Origin of the sequence: Bacillus sp. GbtcB14 (assembly GCF_019091205.1) — a bacterium.
In the GTDB taxonomy this organism is placed as follows: Bacteria; Bacillota; Bacilli; order Bacillales; family Bacillaceae_G; genus Bacillus_A; species Bacillus_A cereus_AG.
In genome coordinates this window covers 1-26307 of the sequence record NZ_JAGXJT010000009.1, presented here as the reverse complement: position 1 = coordinate 26307, position 26307 = coordinate 1, and the positions used below count along the sequence as shown (strand labels likewise).

Here is a 26307-nt window from a genome sequence, read left to right as displayed (position 1 = left end):
ATTTCCTCTATAAGTGCGTCTTCCTTCTTAGATGAAAAAAGCATCACTGCATAGTTTTTAGAAATCCCTTTACTATTGTATCAAACTTTTCCGGTTGTTCCACATGAATTGCATGGCCAGCACCATCAATTTTGACAAATTTCGCGCCAGAGACGCATTTTTCGATGTTTTTTAATATGCGAAAGAACTTTTTATCATGCTCCCCGTTCATTAAAAGAACAGGTATTTTTAAGTTTTGCAGCTCATCCCACCATGAAGGCTGAGCTCCTGTTCCCATGCCACGGAGGCTGTTTGCGAGCCCTTTTGGATTGTTAGCAAGCCTTTCTTTTCGCACTGCTTCTTGTACGTTTTTTACTAGACTTTTTTGCGTTTCGAACAGCGGAATATTTTCCCACATCGATACAAAACTTCGAATGCCTTCTCGCTCAATTTTCTGAGCAAGTCGCTCATCTTTTTCACGACGTTCTTTTCTGTCCTCTTCTCGTTCAAGTCCAGCTGTACAATTTTCTAACAAAAGAGAACGTACATATTCTGGATATAGACATGCCATCGTAATCGCCAGTCTACCGCCCATTGAATAGCCAAGTATGTGCGCTTTTTCAATATGAAGGTAATCCAGTAGTTCTTTCATTTGCAATGCCGCATTTCGAATATCATAATGCGTCACGTCTTCAGGACTTTCCGTTTTTCCGTGCCCAACAATGTCTACTACAATGACTTGAAATTGCTCGCTCCAAGAAGGAACGAAAGAACGCCATGTTTCCATGCTTCCCGTAAAACCATGAAGAAGTAGAAGTGGTTCCCCGCTTCCGACTACTTCATATTCATACGATACACCTTGCAGGGTTACGTTCATTTTGATTCACCTTGCAACGATGTAGTAATTACGTCCTGCGTTTTTGCCCATAGTTCACGGTGCAACGTTAAGTTTTCATCACGGTTCGTACAAATTTCTACAACGTATAAACCTTCCGTCGTCGTTCCTTTTTGTACCTCTTCTCGGAATTGCTCCCAACCATTTACACGGCTAAATGAACCGCCGTACATTTTGACAACATGCTCGTAATCAAGTCCAATTGGCGTTCCAAATAATGATTCGAAATGTTCCTTTTTCTCATATTGTGGTAAGAATGAGAAAATACCGCCGCCATCATTGTTTACAACGACAATCGTTATATTTAATTCATGTAATTTTGCGGCTAATAATCCGTTTAAATCGTGATAAAATGATAAATCACCAATAACTAATACGAGCGGATCGCAAATAATACTCGCTCCTAAAGCTGTTGAAATGATTCCATCAATCCCGTTTACACCACGGTTTGCCATCACTTGAATATTTTTATCCGACGTGAAGAAGAATGAATCTGTATCACGAATTGGCATACTATTACTCGCAAATAACGTTGCCCCTTCTGGTAATACACGGACAATATCCGTAATAACTTTCCCTTCAAATGCAGTATCATATGTTTCCATTTCACGAAGCGTTTCCTTCGTTTTTTCGTTTATATGTTGCCACATTCCGAACCAATCATTCTTCTTCATAACTGGCATTTTTTCTAATAATGCCCTACAAAATACAATATCATTTGCCTGTACAACTTCTGTCGCAACGAGAGCTGGATCTCTCCATTGCCCAGATTCTTCAACAACGATATGAACGGCTTTCTTTTGTTTTTTGATGAACTGCGTTAATGCTTTCGAAACAGGCATACCACCAAAGCGAATTATAACTTCTGGCTTCCACGTTTCTTTTAACAATTCATTTCGTAAAAATGTATCGTAACAGTCGATTACCATCGTTTTATCGTGATGTCCGCTACGAATGTTAGAAAGTGGATCCGCTAATATTGGATATCCCGTTTTTTCAGCTAGTTCTGCCGCAAACGCTGCGATTTCCGAATGACTATCATCTCCACAAATAATAAGCCCCTTTTCCATATGTGAAAGGCGCCCTACAAGAGAATCTACATATTCACTCGGCATCATCACGTCCCCTTGCTGAACTACTCCTGTATATTCCCCGCGTCCTTTATCCCATAAACTTTCTAATGAGAAATCTGGAATAAGCGGCTCACGAACTGGAAAATTAAGATGAACAGGTCCTTGCGGCGCTAGAAGTGCGCTTGCTATCGTGCGCTGCGTCGTCATGCGGGCATAATGATACATCGCTTCACTCGCTTCTGGAAGTGCCATCTCTGTAAATTGCTTCACAAATGTACCGTATAAATTGAATTGATTCATTGCTTGTGGTGCACCAACATCTCTTAATTCATGCGGTCTATCTGCCGTTAAGACGATAAGCGGCACTCGTGAATGAAAAGCTTCACATACAGCTGGATAGTAGTTCGCTGCTGCTGTTCCTGACGTACATAATAATGCAACAGGACGTTTTTTCGCCTTTGCGATACCGAGCGCAAAAAATCCTGCTGACCTTTCATCTACATGTAAATATGTGTTCATTCCTTCATGTTGTTCCATTAGTAGAGCAATCGGCGTTGACCGTGAGCCTGGACTAATGACAACATCACATACATTTAGACGCGTCAGTTCATCCACGAACGCGCCTAAATAATATGACAATGCTTCTATATGATTGTTCATTTCATTAATTCCTCCAAAGCACCAAGCATCGGTCTAAACTTCAAACTTGTTTCTTCATATTCAAGTTGCGGTACTGAATCAATTACAATCCCGCAGCCGGCAAATAAGGATGCTTTCTCGCCATTTAATAATCCGCAACGAAGTGCAACCGCAAATTCACCATTTCCTTTATCATCTATCCAGCCAATTGGTGCACCATATAATCCTCTGTCTAACAATTCAACATCACGAATCAGCTTCATCGCTTCCAAACGAGGTGTCCCGCCAAGAGCTGGTGTTGGATGTAATTCTTCTACCATTGTTAAAAGACTCGCATCGCCTTTTGCCTCTACAGGCGTATATAAATGAATTAAGTTCTTCGTTGTTAATAAGCCCGGACTTTCCGGAATATTAACAGATTCGCAGTGCTCATTTAGTACTCCACGAATCATGTTCACAACATAACCGTGTTCAGCTAAATTCTTTTCATCATGAAGAAGCGTATTACTATTTCGTTTACTTTCTTCTATAGATTGACCATGACCAGTTGAGCCAGCAAGACACATCGAAGTAAACTTCTCATCTTCTTTGCGAATTAATCTCTCTGGCGTCGCTCCTAAGAAGCATGCTCCTTTATAATCAAAAGAAAATACGTAACAATCCGGTTGTCCAATGCGAAGTGCTTCTAAAACAAGAGCAGAATCAATATGATGATCCATTTCTACTTTTAACTCCCTCGCTAATACAACCTTCTGCACGTTCCCCTGCTTCATCTCATCTTGCACTTTCTCAATAGCCTTCATCCAGCCTTTTGGATCTACTTCTACTTTAGAAGTAATTGTTAATTTCGATCCTTCTAGTGCACATTTACTCTCCTCAAAAATTTTCTCTTCTAAAGAAACAATTTCGTTATAAAGAGTTTCTGCACAATCTGTTGCTGAAACGAATGTATTCATTGTTAACCATGCTTTTTCATTTTTTACAGTTAATAAAAATGCCGGTAGTGAAAATGTAGTATCATCAAATTCTTTCCATAAGTCCGTTTTCTCTTTTTCTTGGTCAAATGAAAATCCACCAAATAAAAGAGGACCTGTTCCAAATTCGTATCTTTCTCTTTGTACCAATGCTTTCTCTTTTACTTTATCCCACTCGTCACGAGCCATTTGAAAGCGTTTGTGAGAAGAAGTTGCTATAGTGAAAACAGAGCCAATTCCAGCAAATATTACATGCTGAGCTGGGTCTGCAAAATAACATCTATTTTCGAATGCAATCCTTTTTCCTGCTGCATAAAACAGAAGCGGATCCATCCAGTCTATTTGTTTTACGAAGCTAACCAATATTTTTTCATCAGTTGCACGCTTAATGGCTGCAGCAAGAACTTCTTGCAAGCCTATTTGTTTCGTTTGAATCACAATTGTCTCCCCCCTATGGGCGAAAAATAGTCATAATTACGCTTGATTTTAAGATACACCTCAAACGAAAGGCCTGTCAACGTTTAGCAATTCTGAGAAATTCACCTTCTCTTCCTAGAAAATAAACGTTGACACTAAATGATGCTTTTTCTACACTTAGTTGTGTACAATATGTGACCAAAGGAGGATTCAACATGGAAATGAACGTCGAAACGAATTCCTCTCCTACGGCGCCAAAGCCAAGTAAGCAAACAGGCTGGCGCATTTGGTGGAGTTTACTACGTCCCCATACATTAACAGCAGCTTTCGTTCCTGTTTTTATCGGAACAGCCTATGCAATGCAGGTCGGAGGTATAAATCAAATACATCTCCCTCTTTTTCTTATGATGCTTCTTGCTTGTCTTCTCATTCAAGCAGCAACAAACATGTTTAATGAATACTTTGATTATAAAAGAGGACTCGATCACGAAGGGTCAGTTGGTATCGGTGGCGCTATCGTTCGTGATGGCATTCAGCCAAAAACAGTGCTTAACTTAGCATTTGGATTTTTCGGCATCGCAATACTATTAGGTGTTTATATTTGTATGAATTCTAGCTGGTGGCTTGCTGCAATCGGTCTTGTTTGTATGACTGTTGCTTACCTTTATACAGGTGGTCCACTTCCAATTGCCTATACACCATTCGGAGAGTTAACAGCCGGATTATTTATGGGTGTCATTATTATTGGGATTTCATTCTTTATTCAAACTGGAACTGTAACATCAGAAGTCATTTTATTATCTATTCCAAGCTCCATTTTAATTGGTGCCATTTTATTAGCTAATAACATTCGCGACTTGGATGGCGATAAAGAAAACGGCCGTAAAACGTTAGCAATTCTCGTCGGACGCGAAAGAGCCGTTGGTGTACTCGCTTCTATGTTCATCGTTTCTTATATTTGGACAATCGCTCTAATTATCGTTAACATCGTATCACCATGGATGCTTATCGTATTTTTAAGTGCACCGAAAGCATTGAAAGCGACGAAAGGCTTTATCGGCAAAAGCATTCCAATGGAAATGGTACCTGCAATGATTGCCACAGCAAAAACAAATACAATCTTCGGTCTCCTCATGGGAATCGGATTATTACTTGGATATTTCCTATAAAGTGAAACTTTAATCAACTGCCCGTTAATGCGGGATAAAAAGGAGCTGCTGACGCGGCTCCTTTTTCATATACCAATTTCATCTCATAATTCCTACCCGCAACGCTCATACTATGTAAAGAAACTGAATTGTAGGAAGGTGGACGACTATGTTAACTCCACAACAAATAAATCAATTTAAATCTATTTTAGAAAAACAACAGCAAGAAGTTGAACAAACAATACAAACTCATGAGAATACAGATCGCGCTTCTGAACGCGATTCTGTTGGAGAATTATCTAGCTATGACAATCATCCAGGTGATATGGCTACAGAATTGTACGAACGTGAGAAAGATTTCGGGCTCATCGAATTTTGGCATAAGCAGCTAGAAGATACGCAACATGCCCTGCAAAAAATTGAAGCAGGTACGTATGGAATTTGCGAAGTATCTGGTGAAGAAATTCCGCTTGAAAGATTAGAAGCAATGCCGACTGCTACAACGTGTATTCAGCACACGACAAATAAATTAAATATGAACACGCGACCAGTTGAAGAAGAAGTGTTGGCTCCTTCTTTTCAAAAGAACGACGAAGATCATTCTGTAGAATACGATGCTGAAGATGCATGGCAAGATGTCGCAAATTACGGGACATCAGAAACACCGTCTGATTTAGAAAGACAGGATTCCAAAAACTATAATGGCATGTACGTAAATAGTGAGGAAAATGTTGGGTATGTAGAGGATTTCGAAAACTTTATAGGAACAGACATGTATGGCAAAAATCCGCAAGTTTTCGCCACAGAAGAACATGAAGAGTATGAACAAATGCTTGATGACTTTGAAGAGCGTACTTTCAAAGGCGAGTTATCTTCAAATGAATCTAGCTCCAAAGAATAAAAAAAGCATTCCGAAATTCGGAATGCTTTTTTTCGCTAGCTAATTAGTTTTTTGTAACGTTAGCTGCTTGTGGTCCGCGGTTTCCTTCAACGATTTCGAAAGAAACTTCTTGACCTTCTTCTAAAGTTTTGAAGCCGTCGCCTTGGATAGCTGAGAAATGTACGAATACGTCTTCTCCGCCTTCAACTTCGATGAAGCCAAAACCTTTTTCGCCGTTAAACCATTTAACTTTACCTGTTTGCATGTCATGTACCTCCTAAATAAAAATGAAACTATGAATCCACATGAAAAGGTGGATATAAAGGACATGAATGTATAACAAGCTTACAGCCTTTAATACAACGTGCTTTATTTCCGTACCACATTATGTAGCTCAATAGTGTTTTCACTATATCATGCTATATCAAAAACGTCAAATGAGAACACTTTCAACCCATCGTTTTTTATAATTCTAGTATAACCTTAAATTTTCATTCTATTTTTATTCAAAAATTAACAAATCTACAGTATTCTAATTTCTTTGATTTCTGTACAATATAATTACTACATATGATGAGGTGAAAAAATGCAAGCACATGAAATCGAGTATAAATTATATGGCGATGATATGCAGTTTGTTGAAATTGAATTAGATCCAGAAGAAAGCGTTATCGCAGAAGCTGGCGCAATGATGATGATGGAAGATCATATCGAAATGGAAACCATTTTCGGTGATGGTTCTGGCCAATCTAGTGGTCTATTCGGTAAATTAATGGGCGCAGGTAAGCGTCTTGTTACAGGTGAAAGTATGTTTATGACTGTCTTTACAAATACAGGTCATGGCAAGCGCCACGTATCGTTCGCCGCTCCTTATCCCGGAAAAATTATTCCTGTTGATTTAACAGAATATCAAGGGAAAGTAGTTTGTCAAAAAGACGCGTTTCTTTGTGCAGCAAAGGGCGTTTCTATCGGGATTGAGTTTACGAAAAAAATTGGAACTGGTTTCTTCGGTGGTGAAGGTTTCATCATGCAGAAACTTGAAGGTGATGGGCTCGCTTTCATGCATGCAGGAGGAACTGTATATAAGCGTGAATTAAAACCTGGCGAAAGACTTCGCATCGATACAGGTTGTCTCGTTGCCATGACAAAAGACGTTAACTACGATATTCAATTCGTTGGAAAAGTAAAAACAGCCCTATTCGGCGGCGAAGGTTTATTCTTCGCAACGTTAGAAGGTCCTGGAACGGTTTGGATTCAGTCCTTAACACTTAGCCGTTTAGCAGCACGTCTTACAAGCCCAGCAGCTCAAAACAGCGGTGAAGGCAGCGTTTTAGGCGGCCTTGGACGTCTTTTAGATGGGAAAGAATAAAGTGAAACTTTAATCAGTGGGGGTTTTCTTCATCCCCCACTGATTATTAGTTGAACCAATCGGACTTTTATGGGCAATTGATCCCCCACCTAACTTCTTTGCTTTCGCTGAATTTTGAGGTGGGGGTCTTACTGCCCATTAAAGCGGGATAAAACAAAAAAAGATAGTTCCCTTCATAGGGAACTATCTTTTTTTTGACTGTATAAACCACTTGGAATCATATTGGATTCCATAACCTCATTTAGCCGCGCTTCAAATTCATATTTATAAAGGTTCAAGCCTACTTTTCAAACTTTCTCAAAAGAATGAATCAAGTCCCTCACTGCATATATTGAACTATACCTTTTCTTAAGGAGGGCTTCCTTAATGCGTACTCCTTTATCCTTCGATAAAGATACTGCCATATTGTTAGCTTCTTGTTGTGAGTTAACGTATGAACAATATAAACAAAATGGGATTTTCGAAATACCAGATGGTTTTCAATATGTACAAGGCTTTCAAGGAAAAACCATTCAAACGACAGAATGGTTCGGATTCATACTAGAATCTGAGGATACAATTATTGTAGCTTTTCGCGGGACACAAACAGATACAGACTGGATTATCGACTCACTCGTCAATCAAAAACCATATCCATATGCTTTAAACAGTGGAAATGTCCATAACGGCTTTCTTTCTATTTATGAATCTTGCCGGGATTCTATTATGGATATGCTCGTATCACTACCAGCCCATAAAAAACTTCTTGCAACAGGTCATAGCTTAGGAGGGGCACTCGCTACATTACACATACTAGATGCACGTATAAATACTGCCTTCTCACAGTACGGTCTTTATACATTTGCCTCTCCAAAAGTTGGAGATATCGCCTTTCGAAATTATTATAAACTACAAGTAGCTAGTAGCTTTCGTTTCGTCAACTTATTCGATGTCGTTCCACTTCTCCCTCCCCGAAACATAAATTTTAATGATCGTGATTGGGAATATGCACACGTTCATCACAACATGACCTTTACGAAAAATACAAAATCCGTTATAAATAATCATTCCATTACAACATACAAAACATGTCTGACTTCTCATTTTTAACCAGTAAACATTTGGAAATTACATATCCTTATACTATAATAATATATGAAATTATTTTTGGATGAGGGGACCTTACATGCTAAAATTTATCTTTGCACTTTTTCTCATTGTAATTTTTACGTTTACGGGTTTCTTTACATTTTCATACTTTGCGACAGGAGAATATGGTGGAACAGGTATCATGTATACTGCCATCCCATTTCTTTCTTAAGCAAAAAAAGAAAACCGAGCTTAATGAAATTAAGCTCGGTTTTTTAAGCAATTATATTCCTCTTTTAAAAGTGAATACACTTTGTATTCATGAATAAAAGCCCCTTCAAAAGGGACTTTCACTTAATACTGTGTAACCGCATTACCAATACCCCAAATTTCATCACTATACTGTAAAATTGTTCGATCGCTCGCAAAATGACCAGATTGTGCAATATTTAAAATCGACATTTCTAGCCACTTCGTTCGGTTCTCATAAGCTCTACCAACAGCTTCTTGCCTTTCCGCATATGGACCAAAATCTCGCAGAACGAAGTATTCATCATTTTGAATAACGAGAGAATCGTAAATCGCTTCAAATTCAGCTCCCGACTGTGCAAAGAAACCATTCGTTAACTGATCTACTACTTTTTTAATATGCATATTATGATGATAATAATCACTTGCACGATATCCACCATTTTGATAGTAATGAAGAACCTCTTCCGCCGTTAAACCGAAAATGAAACAGTTATCATCACCGACTCTGTCTTTTATTTCAATATTAGCTCCGTCTAACGTGCCGAGTGTAATCGCACCATTCATCATAAATTTCATATTACCTGTTCCTGATGCTTCTTTACTCGCAGTTGAAATTTGTTCACTTACATCGGCCGCTGGGAATATATCTTCCGCTAGAGACACTCGATAGTTTTCTAGAAAGATAACTTTCATATATTGGCTTACGTACGGATCATTATTCACTTTCCTTGCGAGTTCATTGATTAATTTAATAATTTTTTTCGCATAGTAATAGCCAGGTGATGCTTTCGCTCCAAAAATAAAAGTACGCGGATAAAATGTAAAACTAGCATCCTCTTTCAAACGATTATACAAATATAAAATATGAAGAACATTTAATAATTGTCGCTTGTAAGCATGCAATCTTTTTACTTGCACATCAAAAATAGAATTAGGATCAATTGTAATCCCCATTTTATTATGAATACGCTCCGCTAAAATCTCTTTACGCTCTTGTTTTACCTCTGCAAATTTCTCTTGGAAACTCGCATCGTGTTGAACTAATTGTAGCGCTTGAAGCTTAATCGGTTCTTTCTTCCACTCTGTTCCAATCGCCTCTGAAATAAGGTTCGTCAGCTGCGGATTCGCCTTCATTAACCAGCGTCTATGAGCAATTCCATTCGTTTTATTATTAAACTTATCTGGATAAAACTCATAAAACAATCGCATTTCACGTTGCTTTAAAATTTCCGTATGAATTTTCGCTACACCATTAACACTATGGCTACCGACAATTGCTAAATGAGCCATTTTCACAAGATCATGCGCAATAATCGCCATCTCCTCAATACGATGCCATTCATATGGATAACGTTCCCAAAGTTCATGACAGAAACGTTCATTAATCTCTTCAATAATCATATAAATTCTCGGTAATAACGGTTTAAAAATGTGAATTGGCCACTTCTCAAGTGCTTCTGATAACGTCGTATGATTCGTATAAGAAATCGTTTGCGTCGTTATGTACCAAGCTTCTTCCCATGCTAGTTTTTCTTCATCTAATAAAATACGCATCAGTTCTGGAATCGCCAAAACTGGATGTGTATCATTAATATGAATCGCAATTTTCTCATGCAATTGGCGAAGGTCACCATATCTGTCTCTATGCAGACGAACGATATTTTGCAAACTTGCTGATACGAGGAAATACTGTTGTTTCAAACGAAGTATTTTCCCCTCATCATGCGTATCATCTGGATATAAAAACTCCGATACCGCCTCTGTTTCACGCTTATATTTCAAAATATCTTTGCAATTTTGCGGGAAAGGAACTGGTTCAGCATTCCAAAGTCTGAGTGTATTTACAGTATTCGTCTCATAACCTACTACTGGAACGTCATATGGTACTGCCATAATCACTTCTGCATTCGTATGCCTGAACTCTAAACGTCCATCAATGTATAGCGATTCAACATTGCCGAAATAACTTACTTCTACAGCTTGATCATGCCTTCTTACTTCCCATACGTTTTCATGAAGAAGCCACTGTTCTGGAAATTCGACTTGATAACCATCAACAATTTTTTGATCAAATAAGCCGTGCTTGTAGCGAATTCCACAGCCATGACCTGGCAAGTTTAAAGATGCAAGCGAATCAAGGAAACAGGCTGCTAATCGTCCAAGTCCACCATTTCCAAGACCTGCATCTGCTTCCACCTCTTCTAGTTGTTGCAACGAAATACCAAGCTCAGAAAGTCCTTGCTCACATACATCCCTGATGCCTAAATTTAATATATTACTTCCAAGCAAACGTCCAAGTAAAAACTCAATGGATAAGTAATACATTTGCTTTCGCTCTCCAGATCGATAGCTTTCGTTCGTTGTAATCCATTGACTATTCATATACTCACGTACCATGTATCCAAGCGTATTGTATTGATCACGAGTTGTAGAATCTTTGAAACTTTTCCCATACATCGTCTCTAACTTTTCTAGAAAAGCTGATTTGAAGCTTTCAACATGAGTAAACATTTCTTCACCACCTACATGTTATTCCATGAGACTTTTATACAATTTCTTATAGGCAAGAGCTGATTTCTCCCAGCTATAATCTTCAGTCATCGCTTGCTTTACAAGCTGCTCCCATACCGGTTTATCATGATAAAATTCAATTGCACGATGAACTGTGTGCAACATGTCATGTGCATTAAAGTTCGTAAAACTGAAACCATTTCCTTCTCCAGTTTCTTCGTCATAAGATTGTACAGTATCATTTAATCCGCCTGTCTCTCTTACAATCGGAATTGTACCGTACGCTAATGCGATAAGTTGTCCCAGTCCACACGGTTCAAATAGTGATGGCATTAAGAATAAATCACTTCCCGCATACACTTGGTGAGCTAACTCTTCATTAAATCCGATATACACTTTTACCTTCTCAGGATATTCGTATGCCATCCACTCAAAGAATTGTTCATATTCCGAATCACCTGACCCTAAAATAATACATTGTACATCTTTCTCCATTATTTCACGGAATACAGTACGTACTAAATCAAGACCTTTTTGCTTCGTTAATCTCGTTACCATCGAAATAATTGGTGTATCTTCTTTTTCAGGCAAACCAAAATAACGCTGCAATGCACGTTTATTTTCATTCTTTTCCTCTAATGACTCTGCATCATACTGAGCAGTAATATACGAATCCGTTTCTGGATTATATACGCTTGTATCAATTCCATTTACGATGCCGCTAAGCTTCCCATTATATTTGCGTAACAACCCATCCAACTTCTCACCGAAAAACTCATATTGAATTTCCTCTTTGTATGTAGGGCTAACCGCTGTAATTTGATCAGAAGCGATAATACCACCCTTCATAAAGTTCACATTTCCATAAAACTCTAGCTGCTCACTATGAAAATATTCATCACCAAGTTCTAATAAGTCGTACATCACTTCAGGAGGAAATACACCTTGGAACTGCAAGTTATGAATCGTATACACCGTTTTAATATGCTCATATAATGGATTATCTTGATACTTTTCACGCAGTAAGAAATTCACCATAGCTGTATGCCAATCATGGCTATGAAGAACATCCACTTCGAAATCAAGATGAGGAATACACTCTAAAACTGCTTTCGAAAAATAAGAAAAACGCTCTCCATCATCATAATGACCATATAGAGAATCTCTCTTAAAATAATATTCATTATCTATTAAGTAATACGTAATCCCGTCTTGCTCACCTTTTAAAATTCCGCAATATTGATTTCTCCACCCAAGCGGGACGTTAATTACTTTATGTAACGTACATCCATCCCTTAATTTTTGCGGAATAAGACTATAATTTGGGAGTATAATGCGAACGTCCACACCTAATTTTTTCAGCTCTTTTGGGAGCGCACCTGCTACATCAGCTAATCCTCCCGATTTAACAAATGGTACACATTCTGATACTGCAAATAAAATATTCACTTGTTGTCCCACTGCACGAAAAGCTTATACGACTTCCCTTGCAGCTTCCTCCCTTCGAGTTTTCATTTGAATGAATGCTTTAATCAGTGGAGGAAAAACCCCCACTGATTCTTTTAAGAATAACTATTAATCGTACTGTTTTGAATGCTACCTTTTTCTACAACGTATGGCTCATCCACGTTTCCTTTTAAGACAACACCATCACCAATGTTCACGTCTTTATCAATAATAACACCGTCTATTATACAGTTATCTCCAATTTTGCTCTTTTGCATAATAATGCTATTACGGACAATTGAACCTTTCCCAATTTTAACAGAACGGGAGACAACACTATTTTCTACTTCACCTTCGATAATACTGCCGTTTGCAATCATTGTATTTTTCACGGCTGCACCCTTCAGGTAACGAGTTGGTGGTTCATCTTTTACTTTCGTAAAGATTGGTGCTTCTTTCTTAAATAATTGCTTCCAAATAGCAGGCTGCAAAATTTCTAAGCTATGTTTATAGTAACTTTCAATCGAATCAATAATAGCTACATATCCTGTATGCTCATACGTAGCAATATGCAGTGATTTTCCGCGCTTTTCTCTCACTACATCAAATAAACTGTATTGTTCCACATCTTTATATGTCTCGAATAAATCTAACAATAATTGTTTCTTTAACACGTATGTTTGAAGCGAAACCCCTTCATGACAAACTTCAGTAATATCAGCTTCCGTATGTATATGTCGCTCTAACACCGCTTGAAAATTTAATGCTGTTACGAGATGGCTATTCGTAATAACGACATACTCTTCTCTGGCTCTTAGAAAATAATCAATATGTCTTCTAAAATGTGCAAAAGACCCAAATTCATCTTGGTCACATTGGCAATTTGGTGGGAATAAAAACAGTCCATCTCTTTTTCTATCTAAATCCCACTGTTTTCCTGAACCAACATGGTCCATTAGCGAACGGTTTTTATGACTTGTAAAAACCGCTACACTATGAATATTAGAATTCACCATATTTGAAAGCATGAAATCAATGAGTCGATAACGGCCCCCAAACGGTAACGCCGCTAGTGAGCGATGCCCTGTTACTTTCTTTAAGGAAGGAAAACTTCCCGTTGCATTAATAATTCCTAACATTTTTTCTCCCATTCATTTCATCCCCCTTTTCTATTTCCCTTCAGCAATTAGTACTACATCGTCGACATTTTTTTCTGGACGAATAATTGTTCCATCTTCAATAACCATTTCCGATCCAACAATCGCCCTTTCAATCACAACATTTTTACCAATCTTCGCTCCTGGCATAACGACAGAATCAATAACCATACTACCTTCTTCCACCGTCACCCCTTGGAATAATACAGAATGCTTCACGTCCCCTTCAATGACGCATCCTTCGTTAATAAGTGATTCTTCTACTTTTGCCTTTTCAGCAATATATTGAGGTGGCTCATTTGGATTTACAGAATAAATACGCCAATTACGATCGTTTAAATTCAGCGATGTTTCATCACGAAGTAAATCCATATTCGCTTCCCATAAGCTTTTCACCGTTCCAACATCTTTCCAATATCCTTCAAATGGATACGCCATTAGCTTTTTCCCTTCATCTAATAAAAGCGGAAGTACATCTTTTCCGAAATCATTACTAGATTCAGGATTTCTTGCATCCATCTCTAAATACTCTTTCAAAATTGCCCAGTTAAAAATATAAATTCCCATTGATGCAAGATTACTTCTCGGAAATTGCGGTTTCTCTTCAAATTCAACAATTTCCATCTCTTCGTTCGTATTCATAATACCGAAACGACTCGCTTCATCCCAAGGCACTTCAATAACAGAAATCGAAACGTCTGCTTCTTTCTCAATATGGTAATCTAGCATTTTACTGTAATCCATTTTATAAATATGGTCGCCAGATAAAATCAGGACATACTCTGGTTCATATTGACTTAAATAGTTTAAGTTTTGATAAATGGCACTTGCCGTACCTGTGTACCACTTCACACCTGAAGACTCCGCATAAGGAGGTAATACTGTGACTCCACCGCTTACTCGGTCTAAATCCCAAGCATTGCCGATTCCGATATAATTATGAAGTTCGAGTGGTTGGTATTGCGTTAAAATCCCCACCGTTTCAATACCAGAATTCGCACAGTTGCTTAGCGTAAAATCAATAATGCGATATTTACCACCAAATGGAACAGCTGGCTTGGCTAAATTTTTTGTTAATGCACTTAATCGACTACCTTTTCCCCCTGCTAGTAACATTGCTACGCACTTTTGTTTTTGAGCCATCTTGTTTTTTGCTCCCCTTTCTCGTCTTCACTGGTCGTAATATGGATACGCCAAATGGTGGAATTGTAATTTCTACATGTGCCGCTTGATTATGATACGGTTCTTGAATCGTCTTGAGACGTTTCTTATTCACTTGACCCGATCCGCCATATTGCTCAGCGTCACTGTTTAAAACCTCGTTATAATACTCGAAATCTGGCAAACCTACTTTATAGTTTTCATATGTAGCTTTCGTAAAATTACATACGACAACTAACGCATCCTCTTTTTTATCCCCTTGACGGATAAACGAGAAAATACTTTGCTCATGATTATTAGCATCTATCCACTGAAATCCTTCAGGTGAATGGTCAAGCTGCCAAAGTGGTTTGGAGCGCTTATACAATGCTATGAGCTCTTTAAAGTAATCATGCATATAACGATGCATTTCAAAGTCATGTAAATTCCAATCCAAATCTTCAAGGTCTTTCCACTCATCAAACTGCCCAAATTCTCCTCCCATGAAAAGTAATTTCTTTCCTGGGTGAGTAAAGAAATATCCATATAATAAACGAAGTTGAGCAAACTTATCCCAGTAATCTCCTGGCATTTTATTTAATAACGACTTTTTCCCATGAACGACTTCATCATGAGAAAGCGGTAATATGAAATTTTCAGAGTAAGCATATATTAAAGAGAACGTCATTTTCTCATGAATATACTTCCTGTACTCAGGCGCACACTCCATATATTTCAGCACATCATTCATCCAGCCCATATTCCATTTGTAATTGAACCCAAGCCCACCTTCATACGTTGGAGCTGTTACAAGTGGCCAAGCTGTTGAATCTTCTGCTGTCATAAGAAAATCTTCATCTTCTGCAAACACCGCTTCATTTAACTCTCGTAAAAATGAAACAGCGTGCTCATTACTTTGCTCCTGTCCTTCTTTATTCCAGTACAGCATGTTCGCAACTGCATCCACCCTAAAACCATCAATATGGAAATATCTCATCCAAAATAACGCATTTGAAATTAAAAAATTACGTACTTCCCTCTTGCCTAAATCAAAATTAACAGTTCCCCATACTAGGTTTTCTTGTACATCTATATCTTTATATTCATAAGTCGGTGTCCCATCAAACAAATATAAACCGTGAGCATCTTTACAAAAATGCCCCGGCACCCAATCTAAAATGACACCGATTCCATATTTATGACATTCATCGACAAAATACATCAAATCATGTGGCGTGCCGAATCTACTTGTCGCTGCATAATATCCCGTTCCTTGATATCCCCAAGAACGATCATATGGATGCTCAACAAGCGGCATAATTTCAATATGTGTAAATTGATGTTCCACCACATACGGAATGAGCTCCTCGGCCATTTCTCTGTAAGAATACAGAGCGCCATCTTCTTTCTTTTTCCAAGAACCGAAATGTAATTCATAAACTGTCATCGCTTCTTTATAGATCGATTTTTTCTTTCTCTTACGAATCCAGTTTTTATCATTCCATTCATATCCCTCTATATCAAAAACTACCGATGCCGTATTTGGTCTTATTTCTGCATATACTGCGTAAGGATCTGCTTTTAAAATCACATCACCGTCCATCGTTTCAATCGCATACTTATATATCTCATTCTCTTCAATATGCGGTACAAACAAGGACCAAATCCCCTCTTCTGTCACTTGTAGCATCTTATGTTGCTCATAATCCCATTCATTAAAATCTCCAACAACACTCATTGCTTTCGCATGAGGAGCCCATACTGTGAATCGTACACCTCGCATCCCATCTTCCGTCACAATATGTGCCCCAAAGATGTTATAACTGTCATAGTACTTTTCTGTATGAAACTCATCTCGTTTCACTTCTTCACAATTTATTACATCCAATATGTTCACCTCACTAAGATGACAGAAATTTTTTACTCTTTATCATTTCTGCGAAAAACTGAAATATCCTTGTTATATTTTAAAAAATATTCGTTTTTTTCTTTATTTTCTCTTAAAATATTCAAATTTACTGTGTAAAATATCGAATTTTGACGAATATTCATTGCAAACGCTTCATTTCCTACTAGTCTTTCATCCTATTATTTATTTCTCAACCTTTATTTCATTAGATCTATCCTATTTTACTCGCTATTTATCACTTAAAAGCGCAACAAAATAATCTGTCATAAAAAAATGTTTCTCAACATTTTTTGTCATAATTTTATTGAAATGGAAAATTCATAAGCATATACTTGTTCTCAATAAAGAACACCGAACCTTCGCAAATATAATTCATACTGAAACACTATGTTTACTCTATCCATACTCTAGGCGAACGTTTGATAAAAATTAAATTAGGGGGCTTTCTTATGTCATTAAAACAAAAGGTTGGGATGGGAGTTGTCACAGCTTCACTTGGCTTATCCCTTACATTCGGCGGTGTATTCGCCTATTTCAGTGATTCTGAAACATCTAGTAACTCCTTTCAAGCTGGTACACTAGATCTTTCTATTAATCCAAGTGTAATCGTTAATGTGAAAGATTTAAAGCCAGGTGACTTTATTGAAAGAAACTTCAAGCTTGAAAACAAAGGGACATTGGATATTGCAAAAGTAGCACTTGAAACATCCTATGAAGTTACAGATGCAAAGCAAAATAATGATGGTGAAGATTTAGGCGATCACATCATCGTCAAATTTTTAGTGAATGATGGAAAGCCATCTAATCCAAACGATGATCACGAAATTTTGTGGGAAACAAAACTATCAGAATTAAAAACTATGAAACCTGAGGATGTAGCTACTTCTCTAGAACGTCATAACTTAATTGATGGCATTAAATCTGGTGAAACAGATTACTTACACGTTCTCTTCTCCTTTAAAGATAACGACCAAGATCAAAATAAATTCCAGGGTGATTCCTTACAGCTAAACTGGACATTCCACGCAGAGCAAACACCAGGCGTGGAGAAATAAAATTTAAAATATAAATTATCGGAGGCCTATATATGAAAAAGAAAAATCGTTTTGTTACCGGAATTGTAACGGCTGGCGTTCTATTTTCAACTGCCCTTCCGTTCAATGTACTTGCTGAAAATCCTATTAATCAAATTGACTCATCAAACGCTCAATCTTTACTATCAAAGCTCTCTAAAGAACAGCGTCAGGCATTACAAACGTTAGATGCCAATCCTGGTTTTACTATTTCGCCAGATATTAATACGAGTAGTTCTGCGCCAGTAAATATCATTGTAGAATTTCAAACTGCACCAGTAAAAATTAATGAATTGAAACAAAAAGAAAAAGGATTGCAGGCTGCTCCTGAAAATATAAAAGCACGTATTGATCAAGAGCATAAAGAATTCCAAGAAGGATTAAAACGTCTTCACCAATTCAGCCCATCAGTAAAATCAGGGAATTTCCAGTCTGTACAAATTAAACGTTCTTATAAACATGCTATAAATGGGGTTGCTCTAACGTTACCTGCAAATACAGTGGAAGAATTGTTACGAATTGGCGTTGTAAAACGTATTTGGAAAGATTACGAAGTGAAATTAAATTTACCAAAACAAGCGGAGCAAAAAGCACCTCAAAAACTAACAGATAGCATTCCGCAAATTGGAGTAGATAAGTTACATAGCGAAGGCATTACTGGAAAAGGAATCAAAGTTGGTGTATTAGATACAGGTATTGATTACAATCATCCTGACTTAAAAGACGTATATAAAGGCTATCGCGCAAAATCTGGCGAAGATTCTAGTAAGGTAGATCCAAACTCAGTAAAAGGTTGGGACTTTATTAATAACGATGCCGATCCGATGGAGACTACTTATTCAGAATGGCAACAATCTGGTGCTCCTGAATTTGATGATCGTGGTTCTTCCTTCTACACGGCACATGGTACTCACGTAGCAGGTATCGTTTCTGCTCAAAAGAAAAACAAATCAGATTCTGCAGTAAAAGGTGTTGCACCTGACATTGAACTGTATAACTATCGTGTACTCGGTCCTTATGGAAGCGGAGATAGTTCTGGTATTATCGCTGCGATCGATAAATCTATTTCTGACGGTATGAACGTCATTAACTTATCGCTAGGTGACGATAGCAACAATCCGCTTGATCCAACGTCTATCGCTGTCAATAACGCGATGCTTTCCGGTGTTGTTACAGTCGTTGCTGCTGGAAACTCTGGTCCAAATCCAGCGACACTCGGATCACCAGGTGCTTCTCCCTTTGCTATTACAGTTGGAGCAAGTGACAGCTCTATTTCCTTACCGAAACTATCAGGTCATGCTGGACAATTACAATTCCCTAACCTAATTTTATTCGGAAAAAACTTCACTGATAAAATAGAGGATTTCAAAGGACAATCTTTACCTATTGAATCTGTAGGAATCGGTACTCCTGACGAGTTTAGTAAAAAAGATGTAAAAGGAAAAATCGCTCTCGTTGCACGTGGTACACTCTCATTTGATGAAAAAATTGCTAACGCAAAACAAGCAGGTGCAAAAGCCGTTATTATTTATAACAATGTGGATGGAGAAATTCCTTTCTACGTTGGCGAAAGCACAAAATACATTCCAGCATTCCGCCTAACGAAAGAAGACGGGGAAAAACTAAAAGCTCAAATTGAACAAGGCAGTACCTCTTTAACTTTCGATGAAATCAGCTACATTCAAACAGAAGGCGACCATCTTGCAGACTTTAGCTCACGCGGCCCTGTTACATCAAATGATGATATTAAACCTGATATTACAGCGCCTGGTGTTGCTGTCCTTTCAACAGTACCTGAATATATTAACGATCCACAAGAAGGCGAAAACTATGACGTTTCCTATGAGCGTATGCAAGGAACATCTATGGCATCCCCTCATATCGCGGGTGTTGCTGCACTTATTTTACAAGAACATCCAGAATACTCTCCGTTCGATGTAAAAGCATCTCTAATGAACACAGCTGATGATTTAAAAGAAAAGTATTCTGTATATGAAGTTGGAGCTGGACGAGTAGATGCGTACAACGCTGTTCATACAGAAGCAAGTTTTAAAGTGCTAGATACAACAAAAACAGTTGTGAATGATGAAGTAATTGAAGTACCAGAAGAAACTGGATCCATTGCATTCGGGAAGTTTTATCAAAAAGACGGTGAAGCTCTTGAACAAAAACGAAATATAAAAGTGGAAAATCATAATAAACAAGAGAAAAAAGAATTTAAAACAGAAATTTCTTATACACCAGCATCTTCTGCTATTAACGATGCTACCGCAAACGGTGTAAAAGTTTCTGTTCCAGAAACAATTACGCTTGATGCTGGCAAAGCGGATGAAATTGAAGCAAAAATTAATGTTCCAGCCGGTGCAAAGCAAGGCCCATATGAAGGATATATTCATATTACAAATACGAAAAACAAAGAGGAAACGTATCAAATTCCGTTCTCTATTCGCGTATCAGAGCCTGGTATTGAAAATGCGATATTATCAAGAAAAGCAATTTCAACTGATACATCGAAATTTAATCCATACGGTGAATCATATGTTCACGGGGCATTCCAATTAAATAGCGAACTTGAAACGTTAGATCTTATCGTGAAAGATTCCAAAACAAATAAAGCACTCGGCTTCATTGGAACGTTAAACACAAGTGGCCTAAAAACGGATGTGTATTACTACTTAGATTCATTCTTTAACGGCAGAGTGTATCCTTTCACAAATGATCCTGCGAAACCAATCGGTGATGAGAAAATCAACTTACCAGAAGGAGACTACACAATTGAGTTTGTTGGCTATGATAAAGCTGGGAAAGCACGTGTGAAAGGTGATTATGTCGTAATTGATAATACACCGCCAGAAGTGAAATTAACTGGATTAAAACCTGGCATTTATGAATTAAATGAAGAAAATTATACAGTAGAAGATGGTAAAAAAGCGTTATGGATTAAAGGAAATGTGTATGATTCGAACGTTGACTACTTAAAAGGAAAAGGGCTAAATATTACGCAAGAAGCGAATGGAGTTATGTATTATGACTATTCTCCATACTTGCATAAGTTTTTACCTATTAATGCAAATGGTGACTTTAAGGTTGGCATTACTCCTGAATCCTTTAAAGTGGAAGGCCCAATGAACACAGGCGTATATATTTTCGATTATGCAACTGCAGGAGCTGACTATCCAAGTGGTGTAAATAACTATTGGTTTATCCCGCAAGGAGCTCAATATGCGAAAACTAGTTATGATAAAAAAGAAGTATATAAAGGTGATGAATTCACTGTGACGCTAAACGCCAAACATGTGAAACAATTTGTTGCTGGGGAATTTAACGTGAAATTCCTAGAGAAGAACTTCAAATTTGCAAATGCGAAATTGAATCCTACTTTTGAAAAGCTCCTTTCTGAAAAAGGGATAACGGCAAAAGTAAATGAACCGAAACTAGAAGCAGGCTCTGTTACGGTTGGCGGTGCTATCGATGACAAAAACTTTGCTGGATTAGATGGTGATTTCCCGTTCATTGATGTAACGTTCAAAGTAGAAAACGATGAGTTTTATGAAGCAAATGCTCAATTAGAGTCAGCAGTGTTTGTATACTGGAAACCAGGAGAAACAGAGCCAAATAGAATGCGTGTCCTTCAAGATCAATCATTCTCAGTAATGTCCTTAAACTCACTAGTAGAAGGAAATATTAAACCTGGTGCATTCTTAAATGAACGTGGATATTTAGATGAAAAGTTCGATTATACAAAGCTTGGCGTAAAAGTATATGCGACTGATTCTTACCGTCATAAGTTTGAAGGCTCACTTGATAAATACGGTTACTTTAAACTAAATGGACTACCTGTTAATAAACGCGACTACAACTTATACGTAGAGGTTCCAGGACATTTAACAAGCCGACTAACAACGAAATTAGGTACTGAGAAAGATGGTAAGCTACTTGGCCAATATTATTATGCACGCTTTGATGAAAACCTTGCAGGTGATGTAAATGGTGATAAAGTAATTGATATGAAAGATGCAGAAATTATTGCTAGCAACTATGGTAAAAAAGGACTATCTGTAAAAGACGGCGACCTTAACAAAGATGGCATTGTTGACGAAAAAGATATTCGCTTCGTTGAAAAGAACTTCTTGAAGAAAGGTCCTGATGCATCTAAATCACAAACACCTGTTGAAAAATCAAAAAGCGGTACACTTGCAGATATTTTAAAGAAATTAGGATTAACTCCTAAAAAATGATAATAATAAAGAGCACTCTATATAAAGTAGAGTGCTCTTTTCTATAAACGACCCTTATCCAGCAAAAGGGGTATATTGGGGATATACAAGGGAAACCGGAAAAGGAATTTATATTAAATTATATAAAAACTCAGAGGTAGGAAGCAGTTTCCCGCCTCTGAATTATTTAGCGATTATTATAGTACTGGTGCCATTGTTTCTTTTAATACTTTTACAGAATGAGCGAATTTCACTTTTTCTTCTTCATTTAGCTCAAGTTCTACGATTTCACGTACACCTTGGCGGTTAATAACAGCTGGAACACCTACGTAAGCATCTTTCTCACCATACTGACCTTCAAGGTATGCAGATACAGTTAATACGCTGTTCTCGTTGCTTAAGATTGCTTTAGTTACACGAAGTAGTGACATACCGATTCCGTAGTAAGTTGCGCCTTTACGCTCGATGATATGGTAAGCTGCATCACGAACATTTTCGAAGATTTTATCTAAGTCTTCTTGATTGTACTGCTCGTTGTTAGCTAAGATTGTTTCTAGTTTTTGTACACCTACAGTAGCGTGGCTCCATACTGGAAGTTCAGTGTCACCGTGCTCACCAACGATGTAAGCATGAACGTTACGTGGATCTACATCTAAGTAGTCACCTAACATGTAACGGAAACGAGCAGAGTCTAAAGTAGTACCAGAACCGATTACGCGCTCTTTTGGTAATCCAGATTCTTTCCAAGTTACGTAAGTTAAAATGTCAACTGGGTTTGTTGCGATTAAGAAGATTCCATCGAATCCGCTATCCATAATACCGCGAACGATTTGTTTAAAGATCTTTGTATTTTTCTCAACTAAGTCTAGACGAGTTTCACCTGGCTTTTGTGGTAATCCAGCAGTGATAACAACTAAATCTGCATCTTTACAATCTGCATAGCTACCGCTCCAAACTTTTGTTGCTGCTGGAGAAAATGGTACCGCATGGCTTAAGTCCATTGCTTCTCCTTCTGCTTTTGCTTCATTAACATCTACAAGTACAAATTCTTCAGCTACACCTTGGTTAATCATTGAGTAAGCATAACTACAACCTACAGCTCCTGTTCCTACTAATACTACACGATTGATACCTTTTTTCATGTTAATTTCCCCTCTCTATTGTTCACATCTATTTTTTATGATTGTTTAAGTAATTAATTAAAATACTAATTTAATGTTGTTTAACTTCTTTACACTCATATTGTAGCATGTATCATTGTGAATTACTTCACAAATTATGACCTATTTGTGAACTTTTTCACATAAAGTGTAAAGTTATTGGAATAGGTGTGGAATCAATTTCAATGGAGGCGTTTTCTTTAGATTGTGAATAAAAATAGTGTGATTCGATTACTCCCTGTAACTACATTCATTTTTTATAATCCAAATCCTAATAGTCGAAAAAGAAATCGTATTATAAGATTAAACTAACACATTATCCCCTTACAAAATGGATGTTAGTTGGCCTATATAGAATACAGTGAAATAAATCGATTAGCATATTCTTTAACACCTCCCTTTTAACCATTACCGTATATTAATAAAAAATATCAGTTAAAATCATGCATTCTTTTCTAGTAATAAACCATTCAATATAAGTGATAGGCTACGCAAAGCTTTAGACAAATGCATCTCTGCATCTTCAGAATTCGCAATCCAACAAGCAAGGTCCACTAGTCCACCATTTATGAATCTTGCTAATGCTTCACAATCCGTGTTTTCAATAATACAGTCCTTCATTAGTTGCTGAAGCATCTCCGCCATCGTCACTAAACATTGTGACTGTGATGATTGATAATAACTAGTCCCTAATACTGCTGGTGCATCACGAAGTACAATTCGCTGAATTTCTGGATTAAGTGCCATTGATAAATACGCACGACAACGCCCAACAAACCCTTCCCATTTTCCTTCCGCCTCATCTGATACTTTTCTTAATTTATTATCCATTTCCATATCAATTTCTTTTACAACCGCTTCTAACAATCCTTTTTTATCACCAAAATGATGATAAATTGCACCACGTGTTAAACCGACAGATGCTGTAAAATCATCCATAGACGTGTTTACATATCCAACTGTACCAAAAGCCTCTCTTGCTGCACTCAGCAATTTTGCACGTGTTTCAATGATCATTTCTTCTCTTGTTTTTCTACCCATCTTTTCCTCCTACTTCTATTCATTCCCTTTATTCAAAATGAATCCTATTATAGTATCGTTCTCTATGTAAAAGAATAACTCCTTTTATCGTTAGCTCTCTATCCAACGATAAAACTTTCTCATTGACATACGCACCGTATGTTAATATGATATTGGCATACGGTGCGTATGTCAATTATTTCTAGCTTACAAGATAATATAACTGCTTACCTATATCCTACATTGACTCACTGCCCATTTTTATAGAAGGTATTAATGAACAAAGGAGGAGTTAAAAGCATGAAGAATGTATATGTAAACGTCAAATACTTTGGTGATTATTATGTTTAATTCCTACCGTGAGATTTTCAATGCTCCTGGTACAAAAGGATTCTCATTAGCAGGATTTATAGCTCGGATGCCCATATCAATGATGGGCATTGGTATTGTTACAATGTTATCTCAGTTACGTGGTGACTATTGGCTTGCCGGAGCCGTTGCAGCCACCTTCACATTATCATCAGCTTTACTAGCTCCTCATATTTCTCGTATGGCTGATCAATTAGGGCAATCACGTATACTTCTTCCAGCTACAGGTATCAGTATTTTCTTTACAATCCTCTTACTTCTATGTACGAAATATGAGGCTCCTTATTGGACCCTATTTCTATCCGCCTTATGTGCAGGTTGTATGCCAAACATGTCGGCCATGGTGCGTGCACGTTGGGCTAAACTATACCGTGGATCCCATAAATTGCATGCAGCATTTTCCTTCGAATCGGTCGTCGATGAAATTTGCTTCATCATTGGTCCTGTATTATCCGTCAGTTTAAGTGTTATGTTCTTCCCAGAAGCAGGACCACTTTTATCATCTGTTTTTCTTACAATCGGGGTATGCCTATTCACCATGCAAAAAAGCACAGAACCACCTGTACACCCTCACGACATTACAAACAAAGGAACAGTATTTAAAATTGGTACATTACGAGTGCTTGTATTCACACTCATCGCCATAGGTACTATATTTGGCACAATAGATGTCGTTAGTGTAGCTTTTGCTGAACATCAAGGAAACACAGTAGCTGCTAGCTTTGTGCTTTCCATCTATGCAATTGGTTCCTGCCTGGCAGGTCTAACTTTCGGTACTCTTAAACTCCGTACTCCACCATATAATCAATTTTTAATAGCGGTCACACTTTCCATGATAACAATGCTGCCACTAGTTTTCGTAAACACTATTACTTGGCTAGTAGTCATTGTTTTCTTTGCAGGGTTATCTGTCGCTCCTACTATGATCATTACTATGGGGCTTGTGGAAAAAATCGTACCTGAATCAAAAATAACCGAAGGAATGACTTGGGCAATTACAGGACTTGGTATTGGAGTCTCCCTAGGGTCAGCGATAGCTGGTTTAGTTATTGATACCTTTGGAGCTCGGGCAGGATTTAGTGTGGCTATTATAGCAGGAGGCCTTGCCTTAACTATTGCACTTTTAGGATACAAAACTCTTCAATCCGCATATAGTCATGCTGTTATGAAACCGGATGGGCATTCAGCAGAGAGTTAAAACATATTCAAAAAATAGGATTACCTCTTCTTATACATAAGAAGAGGTAATCCTATTTAAATTAATATAACTTTTTAAAATTTATTATTTATAATCTGTTATAGCTTCTTCTATATCTATACACAACAAAAAAGAGATAGCAGATTATGCTATCTCTTTTAGTATGACCCGTACGGGATTCGAACCCGTGTTACCGCCGTGAAAGGGCGGTGTCTTAACCACTTGACCAACGGGCCAGTTCTGGCAGAGAAGAAGGGATTCGAACCCTCGCACCGCGTTCGCGATCTACTCCCTTAGCAGGGGAGCCCCTTGAGCCACTTGGGTACTTCTCTATAATATGGCTCCGCAGGTAGGACTCGAACCTACGACCGATCGGTTAACAGCCGATAGCTCTACCACTGAGCTACTGCGGA

The 26307-nt window shown here is 37.8% G+C and carries 19 protein-coding genes and 3 tRNA genes; 8 read left to right on the top strand and 14 right to left on the bottom strand.

Annotated elements, in window-relative coordinates; all coding sequences use genetic code 11:
- Window positions 1-43: 43 nt before the first annotated feature.
- From menH to KVT31_RS22540, 3 genes are read right to left on the bottom strand one after another with little or no spacing between them, the layout of a single operon-like run.
- A complete protein-coding gene (menH, locus tag KVT31_RS22550; RefSeq protein WP_088098166.1) occupies window positions 44-856 on the bottom strand; it encodes a 2-succinyl-6-hydroxy-2,4-cyclohexadiene-1-carboxylate synthase in 813 nt (270 codons plus the stop codon).
- Window positions 853-2607 carry a 2-succinyl-5-enolpyruvyl-6-hydroxy-3-cyclohexene-1-carboxylic-acid synthase gene (gene menD, locus KVT31_RS22545; RefSeq protein WP_088098167.1) on the bottom strand — a complete coding sequence of 585 codons (1755 nt, stop codon included), beginning with the start codon at window positions 2605-2607 and terminating at the stop codon, window positions 853-855. Before menD ends, menH begins: the two co-directional genes overlap by 4 nt.
- Window positions 2604-3998 (bottom strand): isochorismate synthase, encoded by a 1395-nt coding sequence (locus tag KVT31_RS22540; protein WP_088098168.1) that lies wholly within the window; start codon window positions 3996-3998, stop codon window positions 2604-2606. Before KVT31_RS22540 ends, menD begins: the two co-directional genes overlap by 4 nt.
- Window positions 3999-4192: 194 nt before the next feature.
- Here KVT31_RS22540 and KVT31_RS22535 point away from each other — a divergent pair, with 194 nt between their 5' ends.
- Both KVT31_RS22535 and KVT31_RS22530 read left to right on the top strand, forming a co-directional pair.
- Entirely contained in the window at window positions 4193-5146 is a 954-nt protein-coding gene (locus KVT31_RS22535; RefSeq protein ID WP_088098169.1) for a 1,4-dihydroxy-2-naphthoate polyprenyltransferase, read from the top strand.
- Between the two features lie 148 nt (window positions 5147-5294).
- Window positions 5295-6026, top strand: coding sequence for a yteA family sporulation protein (locus KVT31_RS22530; RefSeq protein WP_088098170.1), 732 nt, complete (start codon window positions 5295-5297; stop codon window positions 6024-6026).
- Between the two features lie 43 nt (window positions 6027-6069).
- Here the strand turns inward: KVT31_RS22530 and cspD are convergent, their stop codons facing one another.
- Window positions 6070-6270, bottom strand: a complete 201-nt coding sequence (cspD, locus tag KVT31_RS22525; protein ID WP_001193052.1) for a cold-shock protein CspD — start codon at window positions 6268-6270, stop codon at window positions 6070-6072.
- Window positions 6271-6591: 321 nt separating this feature from the next.
- Between cspD and KVT31_RS22520 the strand changes: the two genes are divergently transcribed.
- The 3 genes from KVT31_RS22520 (at window position 6592) to KVT31_RS30625 (ending at window position 8674) form a co-directional block, all read left to right on the top strand.
- Window positions 6592-7374, top strand: a complete 783-nt coding sequence (locus tag KVT31_RS22520) for a TIGR00266 family protein (protein WP_088098171.1) — start codon at window positions 6592-6594, stop codon at window positions 7372-7374.
- Between the two features lie 366 nt (window positions 7375-7740).
- The gene (locus KVT31_RS22515; RefSeq protein WP_088098172.1) at window positions 7741-8463 is read left to right on the top strand and encodes a lipase family protein; all 723 of its coding nucleotides are present in this window, start codon (window positions 7741-7743) and stop codon (window positions 8461-8463) included.
- Between the two features lie 76 nt (window positions 8464-8539).
- On the top strand, window positions 8540-8674 hold the full coding sequence (locus tag KVT31_RS30625) for a hypothetical protein (RefSeq protein ID WP_002015803.1): 135 nt from the start codon (window positions 8540-8542) through the stop codon (window positions 8672-8674).
- A gap of 122 nt (window positions 8675-8796) precedes the next feature.
- On the opposite strand, the gene glgP is transcribed toward KVT31_RS30625, so the two are convergent.
- The 5 genes from glgP to glgB form a co-directional block, all read right to left on the bottom strand.
- Entirely contained in the window at window positions 8797-11205 is a 2409-nt protein-coding gene (gene glgP / locus KVT31_RS22510) for a glycogen phosphorylase (RefSeq protein ID WP_088098173.1), read from the bottom strand.
- Between the two features lie 18 nt (window positions 11206-11223).
- The gene (glgA, locus tag KVT31_RS22505; RefSeq protein WP_088098207.1) at window positions 11224-12654 is read right to left on the bottom strand and encodes a glycogen synthase GlgA; all 1431 of its coding nucleotides are present in this window, start codon (window positions 12652-12654) and stop codon (window positions 11224-11226) included.
- 113 nt (window positions 12655-12767) lie between these two features.
- A complete protein-coding gene (gene glgD / locus KVT31_RS22500) occupies window positions 12768-13802 on the bottom strand; it encodes a glucose-1-phosphate adenylyltransferase subunit GlgD (protein ID WP_088098174.1) in 1035 nt (344 codons plus the stop codon).
- Window positions 13803-13820: 18 nt separating this feature from the next.
- On the bottom strand, window positions 13821-14951 hold the full coding sequence (gene glgC / locus KVT31_RS22495) for a glucose-1-phosphate adenylyltransferase (RefSeq protein ID WP_000057613.1): 1131 nt from the start codon (window positions 14949-14951) through the stop codon (window positions 13821-13823).
- Window positions 14899-16836, bottom strand: a complete 1938-nt coding sequence (gene glgB, locus KVT31_RS22490) for a 1,4-alpha-glucan branching protein GlgB (RefSeq protein WP_088098175.1) — start codon at window positions 16834-16836, stop codon at window positions 14899-14901. Before glgB ends, glgC begins: the two co-directional genes overlap by 53 nt.
- A gap of 470 nt (window positions 16837-17306) precedes the next feature.
- Between glgB and KVT31_RS22485 the strand changes: the two genes are divergently transcribed.
- A complete protein-coding gene (locus KVT31_RS22485) occupies window positions 17307-17912 on the top strand; it encodes a CalY family protein (protein ID WP_088098176.1) in 606 nt (201 codons plus the stop codon).
- Window positions 17913-17944: 32 nt separating this feature from the next.
- Window positions 17945-22168, top strand: a complete 4224-nt coding sequence (locus KVT31_RS22480) for a S8 family serine peptidase (RefSeq protein ID WP_088098177.1) — start codon at window positions 17945-17947, stop codon at window positions 22166-22168.
- Between the two features lie 176 nt (window positions 22169-22344).
- Here KVT31_RS22480 and KVT31_RS22475 read toward each other — a convergent pair whose 3' ends face one another.
- Window positions 22345-23289 (bottom strand): L-lactate dehydrogenase, encoded by a 945-nt coding sequence (locus KVT31_RS22475; RefSeq protein ID WP_044737443.1) that lies wholly within the window; start codon window positions 23287-23289, stop codon window positions 22345-22347.
- 459 nt (window positions 23290-23748) lie between these two features.
- Complete coding sequence (locus tag KVT31_RS22470) at window positions 23749-24348, bottom strand: TetR/AcrR family transcriptional regulator (protein WP_088098178.1); 600 nt, start codon at window positions 24346-24348, stop codon at window positions 23749-23751.
- Window positions 24349-24670: 322 nt separating this feature from the next.
- Between KVT31_RS22470 and KVT31_RS22465 the strand changes: the two genes are divergently transcribed.
- Window positions 24671-25894: an MFS transporter gene (locus tag KVT31_RS22465; protein ID WP_088098179.1), complete on the top strand. Its 1224-nt coding sequence runs from the start codon at window positions 24671-24673 to the stop codon at window positions 25892-25894.
- 164 nt (window positions 25895-26058) lie between these two features.
- On the opposite strand, the gene KVT31_RS22460 is transcribed toward KVT31_RS22465, so the two are convergent.
- The 3 genes from KVT31_RS22460 to KVT31_RS22450 form a co-directional block, all read right to left on the bottom strand.
- A tRNA-Glu gene (locus KVT31_RS22460) sits at window positions 26059-26130 on the bottom strand.
- 5 nt (window positions 26131-26135) lie between these two features.
- Window positions 26136-26226 (bottom strand) — tRNA-Ser (locus tag KVT31_RS22455).
- A gap of 6 nt (window positions 26227-26232) precedes the next feature.
- A tRNA-Asn gene (locus tag KVT31_RS22450) sits at window positions 26233-26307 on the bottom strand.